This is a genomic window from Maritalea myrionectae, assembly GCF_003433515.1.
GTDB lineage: Bacteria > Pseudomonadota > Alphaproteobacteria > Rhizobiales > Devosiaceae > Maritalea > Maritalea myrionectae.
On record NZ_CP021330.1, the window covers coordinates 3240844 to 3261095 of the forward strand.

Genomic DNA, 20252 nt, shown 5'->3' on the forward strand with positions numbered 1-20252 from the left:
TTTCGGAGACAAAAATGAAACCAGGTGAAGTTATTACAGGACCTACTCCGATCACGCTCAATGCTGGCGTTGACTCCATTGTGCTCAGGGTTGCCAATTCAGGTGATCGGCCCATCCAAGTCGGCTCGCATTACCATTTTGCCGAAGCAAACCCCTTTCTCAATTTTGATCGCGATGCAGCCTATGGCATGCGCTTGGATATTGCGCCTGGAACAGCGGTTCGGTTCGAACCCGGCCAAGAGCGAGATGTGCAGCTAATCCCGATTTCCGGAAACCGCAAAGCATTCGGCTTTAATCAAAAAGTCATGGGAGATCTCTAATGGCGCGCGATATTGCACGGCATACCTATGCCGATATGTTTGGTCCGACGACAGGCGACAAAGTTCGGCTGGCGGATACAGAGCTGTTTATTGAAGTCGAGCGGGACCTGACAACCTATGGCGAGGAAGTCAAATTCGGCGGTGGCAAAGTTATCCGCGACGGCATGGGTCAGTCTCAGGTGACAAATGCCGATGGGGCGATGGATACGGTGGTCACCAATGCGCTGATTGTAGATGTCACTGGCATTTACAAAGCCGATGTCGGGCTCAAGGCGGGTCGCATCGCAAAAATTGGCAAAGCGGGCAACCCGGATACCCAACCAAACGTAGATGTCATCATCGGCTCCGGCACAGAAATCATCGCGGCCGAGGGCAAAATCCTCACAGCGGGCGGTTTTGACAGCCACATTCATTATATTTGCCCTCAGCAAATTGACGATGCGTTGCATTCCGGGGTCACAACGATGCTCGGTGGTGGCACCGGACCCGCCCATGGCACACTGGCCACCACCTGCACGCCGGGGCCTTGGCATATTGGTCGCATGCTGCAATCAGCAGACAGTTTGCCAATGAACATTGCCTTTGCTGGAAAAGGCAATGCGGCGCTGCCACAGGCATTGGAAGAACAAGTGCTCGGCGGTGCCTGTGCCCTGAAATTGCATGAGGATTGGGGCACAACGCCTGCCGCCATTGATTGCTGTTTGTCGGTTGCTGATGCGTTTGATGTGCAGGTGATGATCCATACTGACACGTTGAACGAAAGCGGCTTTGTCGAACATACGGTTGGTGCGCTCAAAGGCAGGACCATTCACGCATTTCATACGGAAGGCGCTGGCGGTGGTCATGCCCCCGACATCATCAAAATTTGCGGCGAGCAAAATGTGTTACCAAGCTCCACCAATCCGACCCGACCATTTACCGTGAACACACTTGAAGAACATCTCGACATGTTGATGGTTTGCCATCATTTGGATAAGGGCATTCCAGAAGATGTCGCCTTTGCTGAAAGTCGAATCCGAAGGGAAACCATTGCCGCCGAGGACATTTTGCATGATCTGGGCGCCTTCTCCATTATCGCATCTGACAGTCAGGCCATGGGCCGTGTCGGTGAGGTCCTAATCCGCACCTGGCAAACGGCCCATAAAATGAAGGTGCAGCGCGGTTCGTTGAAGGACGAAACGGGTGACAATGATAATGTTCGCGTCAAACGCTATATCGCCAAATATACGATAAACCCTGCGATCGCTCATGGAATTTCGAAAGAAATCGGGTCCATCGAACAAGGCAAGCGAGCCGATCTGGTGTTGTGGGACCCGGCCTTTTTCGGAGTGAAACCTGAGATGGTTGTGATGGGCGGCAGCATCGTGGTTGCCCAGATGGGGGACCCAAACGCCTCTATTCCCACGCCGCAGCCCGTTTATTCGCGCCCAATGTTTGGCGCGCTGGGCGGAGCTGTTCAACACACCTCGGTGTCCTTTGTTTCCGCTGCGGCATTTGATGCGGATATTGGCAAAACCCTCGGATTGCAAAAGGAAACAATAGCCGTGGAGAACACACGGAATATAGGCAAATCGGATCTTGTGATGAACGATTATTGCCCTGAAATAGAAGTCAATCCGGAGACATATGAAGTACGCGCTGATGGCGAACTTCTCACCTGCGAACCGGCCGAAGCGTTGCCGATGGCCCAAAGGTATTTCTTGTTCTGATGTTACGCGCTTTAAAAATTGACCGCCGCCAGGCGGATCCCATCGATACGGTAACCCTTTCGTTTGATGATCGTTTTCGTCGCCGGATCAAGCTGTGTGGTGATGCAGGCACCGAGTTCCTGCTGGATCTTGAGAAAACGATTGAGCTTCACGAGGGCGATGATCTGATTTTAGAGGACAACTCGCATATCCGTGTACGGGCCGCACATGAGGCCCTGGTGAAGGTGCGCGGCTCAGATACGCATCATTTGCTGCGCTTAACATGGCATATCGGGAACAGACACTTGCCCTGTGAAATCCATGAGGATCATCTTGTGATACGTGCTGATCACGTCATTGAACACATGCTGACGCATCTCAATGCCACTTTGGAAAAATTCGAGGGGCCCTTCACGCCTGAGGGTGGCGCATATGGTCAAGGCAGGACGCATTCGCATGAGCATTGATCTTCACCGTCTTGTCGCCTGGTTTTCCCCTTCGTTCCCGATTGGTGCGTTCAGCTATAGTCATGGGTTGGAGAACGCAATTGAGAATGGCGAGGTGACCAATGGTGGCGAGCTTGCAAGTTGGTTAGAGGCCATTCTGATAAATGGCAGCGGCAGAAACGATGCCATTTTGATTGCGCAAAGCTATCGCGCTGACGACGATGAACGAAATGCGTTATCAGAACTTAGTTTGGCAATCTGCGCGGGCCATGAACGGCAGTTCGAAAGCGTGCAACAGGGACAAGCTTTTGCGAAAACAGCTGGAGAAATATCGGGATATTCAATTACGCCAGGTCCGCTACCAACTGTCGTTGGGCAAGTTGCCGCAAAATATGAGATTGGTCTGCGCGAAGTGATCGCACTCTATCTACACAGCTTTGTTTCAAACCTCGTTTCGACGGCAATAAGATTGATGCCAATCGGCCAAACCGAAGGCCAAAAGATTCTACATGCTTTGTTCGAGCCCATTGAAATTGTTTCAGAGAACGCCCTGAACGCCTGCTTGGACGACCTTGGCGGTTCATGCTTTCTCGCCGATATCTCGTCCATGGCCCACGAAACACAACAACCAAGGATTTTCCGAACATGACCGGACCTCTACGCGTCGGCATTGGCGGCCCCGTCGGCGCAGGCAAGACCACACTGACCGAACGGCTCTGCCAGGCAATGGCTGACAAAGTGTCGATGGCGGTTGTCACAAACGACATATACACCACGGAGGATGCAGAACACCTCATGCGCAAGCAGGTCCTGCCACTCGATCGCATCAAGGGTGTTGAAACAGGGGGGTGCCCGCATACCGCTATTCGCGAGGATGCGTCGATTAATCTTGCGGCCATCGATGATCTGGTCGCGACCCACCCTGATCTCGAGCTTGTCCTTATCGAAAGCGGAGGCGACAATCTCGCCGCGACGTTCAGCCCGGAGCTCGCGGATATTACAATCTACATGATCGATGTGGCGATGGGCGAAGAAATCCCGCGCAAAAGGGGGCTAGGCCTCACCCGATCAGATATTCTGATCATCAACAAATCATCGCTCGCCCCATATGTCGATGTGTCGCTCGACATTATGGAGTGCGACACCAAAGAAGTCAGAAATGGCAAACCATATGTGTTCGCTGATCTTAAATCTGGGAATGGTGTAACGGAAATTGTTGAAATCTTGTCCGAACTTGGCGGCTTGACGCTCATCTTATGTGGCACTGGGCATAATTCACCCTAACTCCATCACATGGGTGGTGGTGCTAGAAATATGAAGCGCCTTATCAAGAAGAATGGCGGAGAGAGAGTCTGTATTTTATGGTGTAAATATCAATCAAAATCGGTCAGAATCCATCCGACTTATCTCTTTATATTCAATAACTTATTGATTTCATCTATCAAAATCTGTCAAAATGAAAATCAGCAAATCAAACCCACGCTGGTGGGCTGAAATGATATTGACAGATACCAAACTAAAGAAGATTTCACCGAAATTTAAGCCGGTCGCGGACGTTTATGTTCAGGGCTTATATTTTTATCCTTCTGCTACAAAGGTTGGCAATGGGAAGTGGCTTTTTCGATATACCTCACCGCTCACTCGTAAACGTCGCGAAATGGGGCTTGGGAAATTTCCTGAAAAAAGTCTCAAGGATGTTGCCGGAAACAATTGCCAATTAGTTACCTTCGAGTGTGAAAAGGTGCAGCAAAGGGCTCGAAGCTGTCAACCGGCACCTGGGCCTTGCCAATGGCCCAACAATCCCAAAAGCGGACATTGGGGTCACCTCATTTGATTTCCTCAAAGTGGACCTCCCGTTTACCGGTTTGGGCGGATATGATTAGGGCAATAATGCGGTTGAGAGCAGCCTCTGATTTTTGGTTAGAGAGCTTCTTGTCCAGTAAGTTGAAACTCTCCTCGTATTTTTTATGCAATTTGCACCGCATTCTGACATACTGACGGCAATACCTTAATAGTTAATCGATAGCGAGAAGCTTCTCCACGATTACGGTCACCTCCCACCTTTGAATAACAGTCTTAAACTTTTTCATGTGCGGAGAGGACCGATGCTCGCACCATTCTTCATCACTTCCCCAAACTTCATAGATAAGAAAACCGTCTGTCTTATCATTCGCACGATAAACCTCATAAGCTATACAGCCTTGTTCAAGCCGTGATGCACTTGCCAAATCTTGTATGGCCCCGCCAAGTTCAGCCACAAACTTATCCGCCACATTAAGCCGGGCAACAATAATCAATTCTTGACCCATCATCTCGCGTCTTCTTTAATCATGTCCGCGGCCTTCTCTGCGATCATTATGACAGGCGAGGCTGTATTGCCAGAAACGATTTTCGGCATGATGGATGCGTCCACAACGCGCAGGCCGGCCAACCCATGAACCCTCAGCCTTGAATCCACAACGCTATTGGTATCGTTACCCATCTTGCAGGTCCCCACCGGGTGGAAAATTGTGGTGGCAATATTGCCCGCCTCGATCAGCAATTCTTCGTCTGAGTTTTTATCTGGACCGGGTAAAATCTCTTCCGGCCGATAGGGCTGCAACCGCTTGGCCGTCATAATCTCACGGGCCTGCCGCAAAGATTTCACCGCCACCTCCTGATCCGATGGCGCGCTCAAATAGTTCAACTTAATCTCCGGCTGTGCTGCCAGATCGCGCGAGGTAATATGCGTGCTGCCCACACTGTCCGGGCGCAGATTGCAAACGGACACGGTGATCGCGGGGAACGGATGAAGCGGATCACCCAAACGGTCGGTGGAAAGCGGTTGAACATGATATTCAAGGTCTGGTGTTTCCTGCGCCGGATCGCTTTTGGTAAACAGGCCAAACTGGCTGGGTGCCATCGACATTGGCCCGCTTCGATTAAGCGCATATTTTGCCGCGATGCCGATTTTGCCGATCCAGCTATTCGCGGTTTCATTTAGTGTCTTGGTGTTATGTACTTTGTAAACGGTACGAATTTGCAAATGATCCTGCAAATTCTCCCCAACACCGTGCAGGGCATGGCAAACATCAATCCCGTGATCGCGCAGAATATCCGGCCGACCGACACCCGAAAACTCCAAGATTTTTGGTGAATTGATCGCACCGGCGCTCAGCACAACTTCGGCATTGGCCCGTGCATTCACCACCTTGCCTTTGTGGTGATAGGCCACGCCCACAGCACGCTGTCCGTCCAGCAAAATACGATCCACCAACGCATGGGTGACCACTTTCAGATTTGGCCGTTTCATCGCCGGTCGTAAAAAGGCTTTGGTGGCGTTCCATCGCACCCCGTTTTTCTGATTGACCTCAAAAAAGCCGGAACCTTCATTATTGCCATCATTGAAATCATCTGTCGGCATATAGCCAAACTCTGTCGCCGCCTCCTGAAACGCTTCAAGAATTGGCCATTTCAATCGCTGGGTAGACACTTTCCATTCGCCGTGCGCACCATGGGTCGGCGACGCCCCCTTATGATGATCCTCAGACTTTGTGAAATATGGCAGCACATTATCCCACGACCAACCCGGGTTCCCCATTTGCTGCCACACATTATAATCGCGCGCCTGGCCCCGCATATAAATCATGCCATTGACCGACGTACATCCCCCCAGCACCTTGCCACGGGGGTAAACAAGCGATCGACCATTCAACCCCGCATCAGGGCTGGTTTTCATCATCCAGTCCGTGCGTGGGTTACCAATGCAATAAAGATAACCTACGGGAATATGAACCCAGTGATAATTGTCATTCCCGCCCGCTTCCAGCAACAGGACTTTATTTTGCGGGTTCTCACTCAGCCGGTTGGCCAGCACACATCCAGCTGTTCCGCCGCCAATGATGATATAATCCCAATCGCCGCTTAAGGCTTTTTCTGTCGTCATGGTTATCTCAATATCCTCAAACCAAACTGTCGCCGCGCATATGCGGGTTCACCCATCTTGGCGGTGCTCAGCTCTGCCTTTTCGCTTGTATCGTCCAAAAATCGTCCATGGCGGTTTTGAGTTGGACAAACATCTCATATCGCTCATCATAATGTGTCAGCAGATCGGGGTTGGGCGAAAATCTGGCCTTTTCTCTGGTCATTTTCGACACGCCTTCATCCAGACTTTCAAACACACCGGCGCCTTGGCCTGCGGCGATCGCAGCGCCAAGCGCGCCCGTCTCCTCACACGCGGCGACGGACATGTTTGCCCTCAAACAATCCGCAAACATTTGCGGCCAAACAGGACTGCGTGATCCCCCACCGGAAAGGATGGCATCGCCAAATTCCACGCCGCCTGCAACCAGGCCTTCAACATGCCGTCTATGTTCAAAAACCACGCCTTCAAAAAGGGCACGCAGCATGTGGCCTTCACTGTGCCACCCTGCCAAACCATAAAAGCCGGCGCGCATATGCGCCCCCTGCCCGGACCCGTAAAGAAACGGGTGGAATATAGGGTCATCCGCCTTAGGCGTGACTTTTTCAATGATCGCATTGCAATAGCCAAACGGGTCATCATGATGCCCACCGCGCTCAACAAACTCGCGCACATACCATTCAAGATTGGCTGCCGACGTTGCGCTGGCCTCGATATTCATGAAGCGCTCCGGGCCGAAGCCACTCACCATGAAAATACCTTCATCCACCACAGGCGTTTTGGATAGAACCTGATTGATGCTCCAGGTGCCCGCAATGATCGATGCCTGATTTGGTTTGACGGCCCCAGATCCCAAAGCACTGGCGACCACGTCAAACAGGCCGCCCACAACAGGCGTACCCGCCTTCAGCCCAGTCAAAGCCGCAGCTTCTTCCGTCACAAACCCCGCGATCTCATCGGGTTGGATCAGTTTGGGCAGCATGTGGCGCGCATCTTGCAGGCCATATAGCGTCAGCAATTCATCATCATATTGGCAATCGGGCATGCGCAGAAAACCGGCGCCACTCATATCCGAAACATCACTCACCAGCGCACCGGTGAGCTGATAGGTGATAAAGTCTTTGCAGAAAAAGACTGTCCCGGTCTCAGCATAAAGCTCGGGCCGGTTATTCTTTATCCAGGCCAGCAAAGTGGCAGATTGCGACGGCCAGGGCTTTTGCAGGCAAAGGGCGTGCAACGGTTGACCATTTTCATTCCCAAGCTGCTCTGCCAGAGAAGCAGCGCGGGTATCAAGCGACTGAATCCCGATCAATGGCGCTTTGTCTTGGTCCAGCAGATAAAGGCCATTGCCATGCCCGGCACAGCCTACCCCCAAAATCTCAGAAGGGTCCACCTGCGCTTTTTCAAGACATTGGCCGATCACCTGCTTGGCATTTGCCCACAGCTCCGCCAAATCTCTTTCCACATAGCCAGGCGCCGGGCAGGATGACCGCCCATCACGGGCGGCCTTGGCAATTGGGTTACCCTCAAGGTCAAACAAGATTGCCTTGATGACCGTGTTGCCTGCATCTAAACCGAGTAGATATCCAGGTTTATTGCGCACTTTGATAAATCTCCCATGCCTCTTCACCACTCACGCCATCATGGATCATCGCAATAAGCGCTTTAACAACCTGGCTTGGATTGTCGTGCTGGTAAATGTTTCGACCATAAACGGCGCCTTTTGCCCCTTGCTGCAACAGGGCCGATGTCTTTTTCAGAACGGTCTTCAAATCTTCTTTGCCGCCACCGCGCACCAGCACAGGACAACGCGCCGCTTCCACAACCCGATGAAAATCTTCAGGGTCATCGGTTGGGTCAGCCTTGATAATATCAGCGCCCATTTCCATCGCTAGTCGCGTCAATGTGACGATCTTTTCCGCGTCGCCATCCACTTGATAGCCGCCGCGCACATCATTGGGGAGCATCACCAAAGGCTCAATCATAAGCGGCATGCCATATTTGTGGCACGCAGCCCGAACCTTGCTGATATTTTGAACGCACTGGCTAAACAATTCAGGCTCATCCGGCAGCATGAACAGGTTCACCACCACACAGGCCGCATCCATTTCCAACGCGCCGATGATCGGCTCATCGGCATTTTGCAGATGAGACCACATATAGCGGTGGCGTTGATCATTATAAGGATTGCCCATATCGATCCGCATGACCAGCGCGGGCTTGTCTTTTTCCGGCCGGTTTTGCAACAAATCTGCCTGCCCATAGGTCATTTGAACAGCGTCAGGCCCTGCTTGCACAAGCGAGTCGACGACCGCCTCCATGTTCTCAAGCCCCTTCAAAAAACTGGGTTCATTGCAAACCCCATGATCGATCGCAACATCCAGACAGCCACCATTAGTGAACATGCGGTTCATGCGTGCTTTTGTGCTGATACGCATTCTTTTCTCCTTTAACTGATCGTTCTTTGAGGGCCGCGAGCGACACCCCGTGAAACTTTTCCAATTCATTGACAACATTGGCTATTTCGCGCTTCTGACGCGCGTCGCTCCAACTGAAAACAGCCGCGAGCAGATCGGCGATTTTAGTCACCATTTCGAAGGACACCGCGCCGCTAATGGCCAGTGAAGTACGCCGAAAAATAATATCGCTGAGATGCTCAACCTGCTCGGCCATAGCGAGATGGACGATTTCGCCGTTGGTATAGGCGCAGTCCGCGGTCACCGGCTGGTCATGATGGAACGTGCGCGCCGCCTCCAAAACATCTTCAGCGCTCGTGCCATAATGATCCAGCAAATGCTGCGCACGTGATGTGGTGAGTGTGTGTTTGGCGCAAAATTCATCCACCCATGCCGCCACATCTTCTGGGTAGCTGCGCCCACCGCCGATCGCCATATTGAGACTATCTTTCTTGCGCGGCACCCCAAGCTCGTCCAGCACTGCATCCGTCACCTGCTCTGCAAAAGCCCGAAAAGTGGTCCATTTTCCTCCCACCATGCAAAACTGGGTGATGTCTCCCTCGAGCTTTTCGATAAAATGACCGCGAGAAATGCGGCCGGTAAAACTCTGGTCGCTCGTGGGCAAAGGACGAATGCCGCTATAGCTGAATACAATCTGTTCCGGCGCGATGTTTATGTTCGGAAAGACATGGGAAAGCGATTGAAGAATATATTCTTTTTCTTCCGGCTCGCAGCGCACACGGCCTGGCGACGAAACACGTATATCTGTGGATCCAACCAGCACATGCCCGGCATAGGGAAACAAGATACAAATCCGGCCATCATAGTTCTCATAGTAAACCATGCTGCCCTGAAGCGCCTTTTCCAGTTCGGGATGATCAATAATCAGATGGGACCCTTTGGTCCCCTCAACCAACCGCTTCGGCGGTGCATCAGCTTTGGAAAGCGCAGCCGCTGTCTGGTCCACCCATGCGCCTGTTGCGTTGACCACAGCTTTGGCTGTGACGATCTGTGATGCCCCACTTTCTTCATCACGCAGTTCCAGCGCGCCATCAGCATTAATGCCGATGGAACTGTAATTCAGGGCAATGGCATCTGGGTTCACATCAACTGTATCCGCAAGCAGCTCAAGCCCCAACCGCTCAGGATGGCTAATCCAGGCGTCGTAATAAGTGGCGGTATATTTCGTATCGGGGTGCAGATCGGGCCATTGGGCGAGAGAACCGCCAAACATTTTCAGCTCATGTTTTGGCAAGCGACGGCGTTTACGCGTGACCCAATCATACAGCATCAATCCGATTTTCACCGTCAATGCCCCCCGCTCGGTTGGCTTTGACGGCAGGCGGAAAAAATTGGCAGCGCCGTTCAACAGACCAGAGAAAGTTGTACGAAGGGGCACCACAGTCCGCAAGGGCCGCACCATATGCGGTGCATTTTGCAACAAGGCATCCCGCTCACGCAGCGACTCTTTCACAAGATCAAATTCGCCATTTTCAAGATAGCGCAGCCCGCCATGAATCATGCGCGATGGAGCGGAGCTGCACCCTGAACAATAATCGTTCTTTTCAACCAAAAGGACGCGCAATCCCTGCAACGAAAGTTCGCGGAAGGTACCAATGCCGTTGATCCCGCCACCCACGACAATCACGTCGAAGGCCGCATTAGCGGTTATTCTGGCAAATTTATCTGACCTGCGTTCAGGCATAGGCTACCCGTGCACCGACAAGGTGATTGTCGGCGTCCTTTCAAACTTGAATGGTCCGTTTAACTATCCGTCCAGATTGACAAGATGCGCGCTGACCGCGGCATCAATCTGTTGTAAATCGTTTGGTTTCAGCTCAATCTTGCCAGCTGCGGCATTCTCCTTTGCCTGGCGCGGATTGCGCGCCCCACAAAGCGAAAAGGTGATGCCGGGCTGCTGCAACGTCCAAGCAATAACAATTTGTGCCTTGGACGCATTATGGGCATCACAAACTGGCGCAATTTCATCCATAAAGCGCATGACCTTTTGGCGGTTTTCAGCAGAGAACCGTGGATTGTCCTTGCGTTGATCATCACCCTCAAACTTGCGATCTGCATCAATCTTGCCCGAAAGCAACCCCAGCGCGAGCGAGGAATAGCTCAGCATCGCCACATTGTTGGCGCGGCTCAGCGGCAACAAACTGTCTTCAATATCGCGATGCACCATGCTGTATTCTTCCTGCAGGCAATCAAGTTGCCCAGCCGCCAAATACGCCTTCACCTCTTCAACGGAGGTGTTGGACGCACCAACCGCGCGGATTTTGCCTTGCTGTTTCAAAAGCTCCATCGCTTCCATCGTCTCATCAATGGGCGTCGTCGGGTCCTGCCAATGGGTGATGTAAAGATCGATATAGTCAGTTTTCAGCCGACGCAGGCTTTGTTCCACTTCATGAACAATGCTGTCTTTGCCCAAATAACGGTGGACCGGCTGACCATCCTGGTCGAAAAAATGATTGCCTTTTGTGGTGTGCCAGACAAGGCCGCACTTTGTGGCCAACACCACTTCGTCACGACGCCCGGCAATCGCCTCGCCAACAATTTCCTCGGAACGCCCCAAGCCATAAGCCGGGGCTGTATCGATCAGCGAAACACCTTCATCAATGGAGACACGGATCGCCTCGGTCGACGCCTGTTCGTCCGTGCCGCCCCACATCCAGCCACCAATGGCCCATGTGCCCAAGCCGATTGCGGAGGCCTTTATTCCTGATTTTCCAATTTCTCGCGTTAGCATTTCGCTTTCCTCCTACTCGGCTTTCGACTTTAATTTCAAAGCGGCGCTCGCGGTGGCTTCATCAACCACCAGCGACGACAAATGTCGGCCATTCAAAACACATACAACGGGCTGCACCTTGTCCTGACCGGCGGCAATGCCGATAGTCTTGGGAATTTTGGAGACTTCACTGGGGGTCAGCGCCAATAAGCGTTGGTTCAGCTCAACATCACAAGGCGTGCCGTTTTCATCAATCAGATGCGCGACAAACTCGCCCACAGCCCCCTGATCAATCAGGTTCTGGCGTTCTGCCACGGGAATGGGGTGCAAATCATAATAGCTGGAGCTTTGCGTCAGAATGGAGCCAACCCCGGTAAACGCAATGTCTGCATTGCGCGCCATATCAAACACTTCGCCAATCTGCCGCAAGGAGAACAACATATCGCGCTCCTGCTTGGATTCAGCAAATAGCGGTGCATGGATCAGCATGGCCTTGCCGCCGAGCCGATCGGCCAGCATGGTCGCCACATGGTTCACATCCGTATAATGCTTGCCCTGCACACAGCCGGTCAGTGGCACGATCGTCACATCAAATTTGCGGTCGACGGTCAGGTTTTCCACCAAAGCGCTTACGCCCTTTCCGCCTGTGATGGCGATCACATCACCATCACGTATATTCTCCGTCAAAAGATTACCCGCGGCCGTGCCAACCTGTTGCAACACCGTTTCCATATTGGTCGACAAGGTTGGCGTCACCAATGCGCTGTTGAGCGGCCAATGCGCGGTCAGCCGATTTTCAAGCTCGGCCAAGCGCTCAAATGGGCTGGTGACAGTGATGTGCAACATCCCCAATTCGCGACCCTGCTTGATCAGCCGGTTCACCTTGGCGGTGGACATATTGAGCTTGGTCGCAATATCGGCCTGTTTCTGTCCTTCAACAAAATGCATCACCAAAACAGTGTGAATCTGCCGAATAACACCAAAATCTTCTTTGTTCTTCACGTTAGCCCCCGCACCGAATGAGTTGGACTATATAGCCAGATATCGACAATCGATGGCCAATTTCCCGTGCGCTTTTTTTGAGAAAACACATCATTTGGATCCTTTGCGACTAACAAGGTGGTTCGAAGCGGCGGCTATCAATAGCACAGTTCCCACCACCAGGGTCTGATAATAGGCAGGCACCAGCGTCAGCATGCCGACGGTCAGCGCCATGATGATCAATGCACCGATAAACGATCTAAGCACACGCCCCTCACCGCCACTAAATGCCGTACCACCAAGCAGCACCACCAAGATGGCCGTCAATTCCATACCGTCGCCGGAAAGCGGGTCGCCCAGGGACATAAAGCTTGAGCGTGCAATACCCGCCAATGCGGCGCTGACCCCAACAACCACGTAGAGCAAAATGACAATCTTGTTTGAGCTCACCCCGGAGAGCCTTGCCGCTGTGGGGTTCCCCCCCACCGCTGCGGCATGCTTACCCAACAAGGTTTTATTCTGCACGACGATCAAAGCAATCGTAACCAAAACGGCTACCCAGAACGCCATAGGCAGATTGAGCAAAACGCCGGAGCGACCATAATCATTGAACCAGCCTGGCATCTTCAGTCCGCCGCCGGATTTAATGGCAGACACACCATCCTGCACCATAAGCAGAGCCACGCCCTTATAAAGGCTCAAGGTAATCAAGGTGGCGATCACTGGCGTGATTTTGAGCTTCACCACCAAGAGGCCATTGATGGCCCCCAACAGAACGCCAACAACGACGGTCAGCCCAAACGCCATAAGGAAGGGCACGCCATTGATCGCAAGCGACGCATAGACCACGGCCGCCAGACTCATCGCGCTCCCCACCGAAAGGTCGATATGGCCTGACACCATGAGCAGGGTAAAAGCCCCAGCTAAGGTCAGAATGGGCGCGGAAACACGCAGAATATTGACGATATTTTTCGGGTTCAAAAAATTGCCGCGTTCAAACAGATCGAACCGATCGAGATTGGCAACGCTTAGCAACACCACCACAAGGATCAACACCAGGTAGATATAATAATCCCGCAAAAACTGCCCAAGGCGTGCGCTAAACGGTGTATGGCTGGTTTTAGAAATTGAATAAGACATTGTTTTCACCGGTTTTTCAGGGTCAGTGCCCACGTCTGAGCCACGATTGCAAGGAACACCGCGATTGCTTTGAGGATGTATTGCCAGTCGGGTGACAACACCAATCCAGTCGCGGCAGAGGTGACGGTAGCCAGGATCAATGCTCCAAAGAACATGCCTACGACCGACCCGAAGCCTCCTGCGATAGCGACACCGCCCAACAACGCAATAACCAGCGCGTCAAATTCCATCAGCATGCCGCGGCTGGAGAAGCCCGACTTGAATTCAGAGGCCAGCAAGATGCCCACCATCCCGGCAATCGCCGCGCTGAACAGATAGAGGTGAGTTTGATGTCTTGCATTTTTTATCCCCGACAGCCGGGCTGCAACCGGGTTTGCACCAATCCAGAAGGTCAACCGACCAAAAATGGTACGTTTTTCGATCACAACAGCCACACATACCAAGAGCAGCATCAAAACCACGGGTAGCTTGATGGAAGTGCCAAACAGATAGATGTTGCCCAAAAAGCCAAAATCATCCGGCAAATTCGTGTTGCGTTGTGACCCGTGTGTGATCACTTGTGCAATGCCTCGCGCCACCAACATGGTGCCCAGCGTCACAATAATGGACGGGATTTTAAACCGCACAACAAACAGCGCGTTCAATCCACCAATTGCCAAAGCACCAAACAGCGCAAATAGCATCGCCATCCACGTCGGCATGCCAAACCCGCTGGCCAGTGCATTGGCGCCGCCGGGCGCTTGGGCAAACCACACGGCCAACACGCCGGATAGAGCGACAATGCCACCCACGGACAAATCAAAGTTGCCGCTAACAAGCAGAAACGTCACACCAACGCCCAGTGAGATCACGGCCCAGTTGTTGGTGACCAAATTCACGACGTTTTGAAATTGAAAAAAGTTCGGCACCAGCAGCGAGGCAAACAGAAAAATAAAGACTGCCGCAGACACCACCAACAGGGTGATAAAAGCTTCATCACTCATCTTAAGCCCTTTGGCCATTTTTGCTTTTAGTTGCACACTCATTGTCCTTTATGCTCCGCGCCGCCCGTTACCACATTCAAAATGTGGGCGATATCAACATCTTCCCCATTGCGCAGCTCTTCCTCCAACACGCCGTCATAGAGCAGGATGATGCGGTCACAGATGCCCAAAATCTCTTCAAGCTCGGTTGAAAACACGCAAATCGACTTGCCCTCATTGGCGAGTGTCTTGATGACGTCATAAATTTCGGTTTTGGCCCCCACATCAACGCCGCGGGTCGGCTCATCGAGCAACAACAGGTCTGCTTCAGCAAATAGGCATTTCGCCAAAACAACTTTTTGCTGGTTGCCGCCGGAGAGTTTTTCCGTGTGCTTCTCAATGCTGCTGGTGGCAATGCCCAGTTGGGCAACAAAATGCTCCGCAGCCTGACGCTCACGTGATGGAGACAAGATCCCTGTTGTGGAGATTTTCTCCAAATTCATCACCGGCACATTTTCTCGAATGGTCAGATTTGTGAAAAGCCCCTGTGTTCGGCGTTCCTCCGGCACCAAAGCGATGCCCGCAGCAATCGCATCGTGCGGCGTGGGACCGATTTCTTTGCCATTAAACCTGACCGAGCCAGAAAACTTGTCCGCACCATAAATCGCCCGCGCGATCTCTGTTTTGCCTGCACCCACGAGGCCATAAAAACCCACCACTTCGCCCTTATTGACATGAAATGACACATCCTTGAGCAAGGAGGTTTTCAGATGCTCCACCTGCAAAATTGGCTCAGCATCGTCTATATCTCTGGGTTCATATTGTTGAAAAACGGTGCGGCCGATCATCAACTCAATCAGCTGTTGGCGCCCGTCCACCTCGTCGAGCGACTTGGTCACAATATGCTTGCCGTCTCTAAACACTGTGACGTCATCTCCCAGCTCAAAGATTTCATCCAGCTTGTGAGAGATGTAGACAACTGTCACATTTGCATCGCGCAGACGGCGGATCACCGCAAATAGTCGCTCCACTTCGCGCTCTGACAGCGCAGCGGTTGGCTCGTCCATAATGATCACGCTGGCACCGGATGAAGCCGCGCGCGAAATCTCCAAAATCTGTTTTTGTGCTACACTCAAGCTCCCGACACGTGCCTCCGGATCAATGGATGGCTCAATCGTGGCCAAGGTCTCGATGGCAACCTCATCGGTTTTGGAGTTCACCAAAAACCCAAACCGGCTCGCTTCCATGCCCAGAGTCAGATTTTCTTTCACCGTCAGCTCATCAACCACGTGAAGCTCTTGAAAAAGTGTGGCAATCCCGCCATCTCGTGCTTCTTGCGGATTCCTAGGACAATGGCGACGTCCTGCCACTGTCATGCTACCACTTGTGGGCTGCAAAACACCTGTGAGCATTTTCACAAGTGTGGACTTGCCCGCACCATTTTCACCAACCAGACAATGGATAGCACCTTGTTTGATTGTAAAACTCACATTGTCGACAGCCCGCACACCCGGATAATCCTTGGTTAGGCCCTCGACAGAAAGCGCAGATGATTGTTGCTGTGTCATCAGATCGACTTTCTTTGACTAATCTTGCGTATATTCCGCCGTTTAAACTTGAGGACAATCTGACCTTCCCACACTTTTCGCGTCACAGATCTTAGTGCCTCCCACAGGTATAATTAACTCCGACGGCTGGTCGGCGCATGGCCGATCAATTTGGTTGGGGGCCGCCGGAGTCAAACTGTTTTAGCCGCCAAATTGCGAGGTCAGCCAGGCTTCAGCAGTTTCTTCTGGCATAGACCAGAATGAAATTGTGTACGCCTTATAGAAGAACTCTTGAGCTGGATCGGATGTCATGTCTACTTTGCCATTGATTACATCCATCACCAGATCAACACGCCCACGAGCTGTTTCGATTGGTGGGAGCCCCATAGAAACCTTCAGGCTGGAATTCGGATCATAGACTTGATCAAACTCAACAGAGTCAAAATCCACGCTCGCCACAATTTCGGTCAAAGGCTCGCCATTCTCAAATTTGCCGCGGCCGAGTTGAGACAGGCCGGCCATCGTACCAACAGTCAGGTTTGAGGCCTCAGAATAGATAAGGTTGACCTCAGGACGTTGTGTCAACAAATCAACGACGATCTGCTTGGCTGCTTCCTGCCCGCCGCTTGCATCAAGAGCGCCAAGGTTTTCCGCCTCAGGTGCCACTGAAAGCACGCCTTCAACAAATGGCTTGGTCCGCCCAGAGTTTACCTCAGTGTGGTTAGGCCAGCCCAACTGCACCATCACAATCGGCACGTCCGGATGTGCAGTTTTCCATGCTGTTGCCATTTCAGCGCCCATCGCAAAAGACACGGTGGCTTCATCGCTTCGCGCAACAGGAATGCCTGTGTCGCCCAACGGGCTGAAGAAAGATGTCATCGCCACACCCTCTTCCAAGGCTTCACGCACACCCGGTGCGGCCGCTTCAGCGTCCCAAATGTGCAATGTCGCGCCATCAAAACCGCCAGCAACCACTTGGTCAACATTTTGCGTCATCACAGCGGAATCGGCCTGGCCGTCAAAAATAACAACCTCAGCGCCATATTCCTCTTTGCCGTAACGCTGTGCTTCAGCAGCTTGCGCTTGGTGAAATACATTTGACAGATCGGATACAAAGAATGCGATCCGTTTTTCGTCTGCAACGGACGCGCCAACCGCAGCCGCTGAAAACACAGATGCCGCCATCAGCATCCCGATAAATTTCCGTTTCATTGATTTTCCTCCCTCAATGTAAGCTTGCTGTCACGAACATATGCTCCTCCGCTCACAACAGTCATGTAATATATTTCAGCTTGCGTAAAAAATTTCAATAGCAATTTCTTCTTTTTTGGGAAAAATTTTTAAGTCATTGTTTTGATTAACTTTTCGAACCGCCTCGCCGCACAATCATCCTAAAATTTTGTTACGGTTTATAGCATTGAGCGCCAATTAAGCTGCGGAAGCGCCTGCACTACCCTGCCAACTACTCGACGTTAATTCCCTTCCGCGACGGAAGTGGGCGATAGCGCCATCTATACGCTACCAATAGAAGGGGGCACGCCAGTACGTGTCACAGAGAAAACACCGTCCTATTGGCACGGCTGGTCGCCCGATGGCGCCTAGATTTGGTTCAATGGCGAAAAGGATGGCAGCGTACAGTACTGGCGTATGCGCCCCGATGGCCGTGACCTGCAACAGATGACCGATGAGGACAGCGTGAACTGGTTCCCACATCCCGCACCTGATGGCCGCCACATGCTCTACCTCGCTTATCCCGGCGGCAAAAAAGGGCATCCCTTCGGCAAAGATGTGGAACTGCGTTTAATGCCGGCTGAGGGAGGAAAAAGCCGCACATTGACCACGCTCTATGGCGGACAAGGCACGATCAATGTGCCGTGCTGGGCGCCAGATAGCGCGCGTTTTGCATATGTGAGTTACAGCGCCTGACCGACCTGCATATGCTGGGGTGCGCCATATAAAGAATCCGCACAAAAAATCCCGCCCGAACCACGAGGCCGGACGGGCAAGTTGAGGGTTAAGACGTGATCGTCTCTTCATCAGGTTTTTTGCCCAGAATAATCATGCTCAACAAATCATCGTCGGTAACGTCGTCGACATTGACGGTGCCCACCAGCTTGCCATTTTTCATCACAGACGCGCGGTCGCATAAATCCAGCACGTCATGAATGTCGTGGCTGATCAGGAAAATGCCGATCCCTGCCTTTTTCAACTGCTTGATCAGGTCGGCCACCATTTGTGTTTCATGGGGGCCAAGCGCAGCTGTGGGTTCATCCATGATCAGAATGCGGGCATCAAAATAGACCGCCCGGGCAATGGCAACCGATTGCCGCTGCCCGCCTGAAAGCGCAGATACGGGGTCGGCGAACTTTTTGAAGTTCGGGTTCAGTTTCCCCATAATCTTGCGGGTTTCCGCTTCCATGGCGTCGTCATTGACAAAGCCCAAAGGATTGGTGATTTCACGACCCAGAAAAAGGTTGGACGCAGCGTCCAAATTGTCGGCCAGGGCCAGCGTTTGATAGATGGTTTCAATATTGTGGGCGCGGGCGTCGCGTGGATTATGAATCTCCACTTTTTCGCCATTGATAAAAATTTCGCCCGCATCGCGTTTATAGGCGCCCGACAACACTTTAATCAGCGTCGATTTGCCCGCGCCATTATGGCCCAATAGGCCCACAACCTCGCCGGGATAGACGTCAATACTGACATGATCGACCGCCTTGATGCCGCCAAACGACACGTGAATATCGCGCATTTCAACAAGGGGATGGGCTGCATTTGCATGTGTCATCTTATGTCTCCTTACTGACCCGCGCGACGGCGATAGGCGATGTCGAGATAAACCGCCAGCACCAAAACGAAGCCGACAACGATGGATTGCAATGGTGCGTCCACGCCGACCATGGCCATGCCCGATTGCAGGCTTTGCATAATCAGGGCCCCGAGCAACGCGCCATAAATGGTGCCGATGCCCCCAGCCAAAGCGGTGCCGCCGATTACCGCCGCGGCGATTACGCGCAACTCATCCAGTGTGCCCAAATCATTGCCGACCGAGCCCAAGCGCGCCGAGGCAATGACCGCTGCGATGGCGGTGAGCGCGCCCATCAGCGCAAATACCTTGACCGTCAATAATTTGGTGTTGATTCCGGAAAGCTCCGCCGCTTCAGGGTTGCCACCGGTGGCAAACACATATCGGCCAAAACGGGTGCGCCGGGCAATAATGGTCATGATGATGGCGATCACAATTACAATCACCACCGGAATGGCGATGCCATGCATCACTGCAAACTGCGGAATCTCTTCGCCGCGGGCTTCATAAATCCGCCGCACTGCTCCCTTGGGCAGTGGGTATGAATTCATCACCGTGACGAATCCCAAAATAAGCGCGATCACGATGCCCCCGAGCGTGAATTCCGCCCAAAGCGGCTTCAATTTAAAGCCATGGCTGTTTTTCTGACGTCTGCTGAGCACCATCATGACGACTGCTGCTATGGTGGCAATAATGCCCACGAGCCAACTTAAACCTGCGCCCAGCGTGCCTTCAGCGCCGCCGCCCAATAGACGAAAATTTGAATCCAGCGGTGCTACGGTTTGGCCTGTGGTTACCCACCATGCGGCCCCGCGATACATCAGCAAACCGCCCAGGGTGACAATAAAGGAAGGGACAGCCAGATAGCCGATCACCCAGCCTTGAGCGGCACCCACAATCACCCCGACTGCAACGCCGGCGACGATGGTGATCACCCAGATCAAAGGATGCTCGAGCCCAAGAAATTGGGGCAAAATATGCACCTGCAACGTGCCCATGAGCATGCCAATCAAGCCCAAAAGCGAGCCGACCGAAAGATCGATGTGCCGGGTCACGATCACAAACACCATGCCCGTTGCCATCACGGCGACGGATGCGGTTTGTACGGAAAGGTTGAAAATGTTCCTGGGGGTGATGAAGCGGCCGTCGGTGAACATATTGAAGGAAAGCCAAAGGATGACCAGGGCACCGATCATGCCCAGCATTCTTGTGTCCAGCTCTAGTCCGGCCACGAACTTTTTGAGCGTTTCTGTCATTGTGAAGTCTGCCTCTAC

The 20252-nt window shown here is 52.5% G+C and carries 20 protein-coding genes; 7 read left to right on the forward strand and 13 right to left on the reverse strand.

What is annotated here, in order from left to right:
• Positions 1-14: 14 nt before the first annotated feature.
• The 6 genes from MXMO3_RS16255 to MXMO3_RS19115 all read left to right on the forward strand — a co-directional run bounded on the left by MXMO3_RS16255 (position 15) and on the right by MXMO3_RS19115 (position 4288).
• Complete coding sequence (locus tag MXMO3_RS16255; protein ID WP_117396563.1) at positions 15-320, forward strand: urease subunit beta; 306 nt, start codon at positions 15-17, stop codon at positions 318-320.
• Positions 320-2029 (forward strand): urease subunit alpha, encoded by a 1710-nt coding sequence (gene ureC, locus MXMO3_RS16260; protein ID WP_117396564.1) that lies wholly within the window; start codon positions 320-322, stop codon positions 2027-2029. The genes MXMO3_RS16255 and ureC overlap by 1 nt, the downstream gene beginning before the upstream one ends.
• The gene (locus tag MXMO3_RS16265) at positions 2029-2475 is read left to right on the forward strand and encodes an urease accessory protein UreE (RefSeq protein ID WP_117396565.1); all 447 of its coding nucleotides are present in this window, start codon (positions 2029-2031) and stop codon (positions 2473-2475) included. The genes ureC and MXMO3_RS16265 overlap by 1 nt, the downstream gene beginning before the upstream one ends.
• Positions 2465-3103 carry an urease accessory protein UreF gene (locus tag MXMO3_RS16270; protein ID WP_162889316.1) on the forward strand — a complete coding sequence of 213 codons (639 nt, stop codon included), beginning with the start codon at positions 2465-2467 and terminating at the stop codon, positions 3101-3103. The genes MXMO3_RS16265 and MXMO3_RS16270 overlap by 11 nt, the downstream gene beginning before the upstream one ends.
• Positions 3100-3738 carry an urease accessory protein UreG gene (ureG, locus tag MXMO3_RS16275; protein WP_117396567.1) on the forward strand — a complete coding sequence of 213 codons (639 nt, stop codon included), beginning with the start codon at positions 3100-3102 and terminating at the stop codon, positions 3736-3738. Before MXMO3_RS16270 ends, ureG begins: the two co-directional genes overlap by 4 nt.
• Before the next feature lie 211 nt (positions 3739-3949).
• Entirely contained in the window at positions 3950-4288 is a 339-nt protein-coding gene (locus MXMO3_RS19115) for an Arm DNA-binding domain-containing protein (protein ID WP_117396568.1), read from the forward strand.
• A 181-nt stretch (positions 4289-4469) separates the two neighbouring features.
• Here the strand turns inward: MXMO3_RS19115 and MXMO3_RS16285 are convergent, their stop codons facing one another.
• The 11 genes from MXMO3_RS16285 to MXMO3_RS16335 form a co-directional block, all read right to left on the reverse strand.
• A complete protein-coding gene (locus MXMO3_RS16285; protein ID WP_117396569.1) occupies positions 4470-4766 on the reverse strand; it encodes a putative quinol monooxygenase in 297 nt (98 codons plus the stop codon).
• Positions 4763-6379 (reverse strand): GMC family oxidoreductase, encoded by a 1617-nt coding sequence (locus MXMO3_RS16290; protein ID WP_205468039.1) that lies wholly within the window; start codon positions 6377-6379, stop codon positions 4763-4765. The genes MXMO3_RS16285 and MXMO3_RS16290 overlap by 4 nt, the downstream gene beginning before the upstream one ends.
• 67 nt (positions 6380-6446) lie before the next feature.
• A complete protein-coding gene (locus MXMO3_RS16295; RefSeq protein ID WP_117396571.1) occupies positions 6447-7958 on the reverse strand; it encodes an FGGY-family carbohydrate kinase in 1512 nt (503 codons plus the stop codon).
• Complete coding sequence (locus MXMO3_RS16300; RefSeq protein WP_117396572.1) at positions 7948-8793, reverse strand: class I fructose-bisphosphate aldolase; 846 nt, start codon at positions 8791-8793, stop codon at positions 7948-7950. Before MXMO3_RS16300 ends, MXMO3_RS16295 begins: the two co-directional genes overlap by 11 nt.
• Positions 8750-10516, reverse strand: coding sequence for a glycerol-3-phosphate dehydrogenase/oxidase (locus MXMO3_RS16305; protein WP_117396573.1), 1767 nt, complete (start codon positions 10514-10516; stop codon positions 8750-8752). The genes MXMO3_RS16300 and MXMO3_RS16305 overlap by 44 nt, the downstream gene beginning before the upstream one ends.
• Positions 10517-10579: 63 nt before the next feature.
• Positions 10580-11563, reverse strand: coding sequence for an aldo/keto reductase (locus MXMO3_RS16310; RefSeq protein WP_117396574.1), 984 nt, complete (start codon positions 11561-11563; stop codon positions 10580-10582).
• A 12-nt stretch (positions 11564-11575) separates the two neighbouring features.
• A complete protein-coding gene (locus MXMO3_RS16315) occupies positions 11576-12490 on the reverse strand; it encodes a sugar-binding transcriptional regulator (protein WP_117396877.1) in 915 nt (304 codons plus the stop codon).
• 144 nt (positions 12491-12634) lie between these two features.
• On the reverse strand, positions 12635-13663 hold the full coding sequence (locus tag MXMO3_RS16320) for an ABC transporter permease (protein ID WP_117396878.1): 1029 nt from the start codon (positions 13661-13663) through the stop codon (positions 12635-12637).
• Between the two features lie 5 nt (positions 13664-13668).
• The gene (locus MXMO3_RS16325) at positions 13669-14646 is read right to left on the reverse strand and encodes an ABC transporter permease (protein WP_205468040.1); all 978 of its coding nucleotides are present in this window, start codon (positions 14644-14646) and stop codon (positions 13669-13671) included.
• 38 nt (positions 14647-14684) lie between these two features.
• The gene (locus MXMO3_RS16330; protein ID WP_117396576.1) at positions 14685-16193 is read right to left on the reverse strand and encodes a sugar ABC transporter ATP-binding protein; all 1509 of its coding nucleotides are present in this window, start codon (positions 16191-16193) and stop codon (positions 14685-14687) included.
• Positions 16194-16373: 180 nt separating this feature from the next.
• Complete coding sequence (locus MXMO3_RS16335; RefSeq protein WP_117396577.1) at positions 16374-17384, reverse strand: substrate-binding domain-containing protein; 1011 nt, start codon at positions 17382-17384, stop codon at positions 16374-16376.
• Between the two features lie 435 nt (positions 17385-17819).
• Here MXMO3_RS16335 and MXMO3_RS16340 point away from each other — a divergent pair, with 435 nt between their 5' ends.
• The gene (locus tag MXMO3_RS16340) at positions 17820-18098 is read left to right on the forward strand and encodes a TolB family protein (protein WP_117396578.1); all 279 of its coding nucleotides are present in this window, start codon (positions 17820-17822) and stop codon (positions 18096-18098) included.
• Between the two features lie 88 nt (positions 18099-18186).
• Here MXMO3_RS16340 and MXMO3_RS16345 read toward each other — a convergent pair whose 3' ends face one another.
• Together MXMO3_RS16345 and MXMO3_RS16350 are read right to left on the reverse strand one after the other, a co-directional pair.
• The gene (locus MXMO3_RS16345; RefSeq protein ID WP_117396579.1) at positions 18187-18960 is read right to left on the reverse strand and encodes an ATP-binding cassette domain-containing protein; all 774 of its coding nucleotides are present in this window, start codon (positions 18958-18960) and stop codon (positions 18187-18189) included.
• An 11-nt stretch (positions 18961-18971) separates the two neighbouring features.
• Positions 18972-20234: a sugar ABC transporter permease gene (locus tag MXMO3_RS16350; RefSeq protein ID WP_245985768.1), complete on the reverse strand. Its 1263-nt coding sequence runs from the start codon at positions 20232-20234 to the stop codon at positions 18972-18974.
• Between the last annotated feature and the right edge of the window lie 18 nt (positions 20235-20252).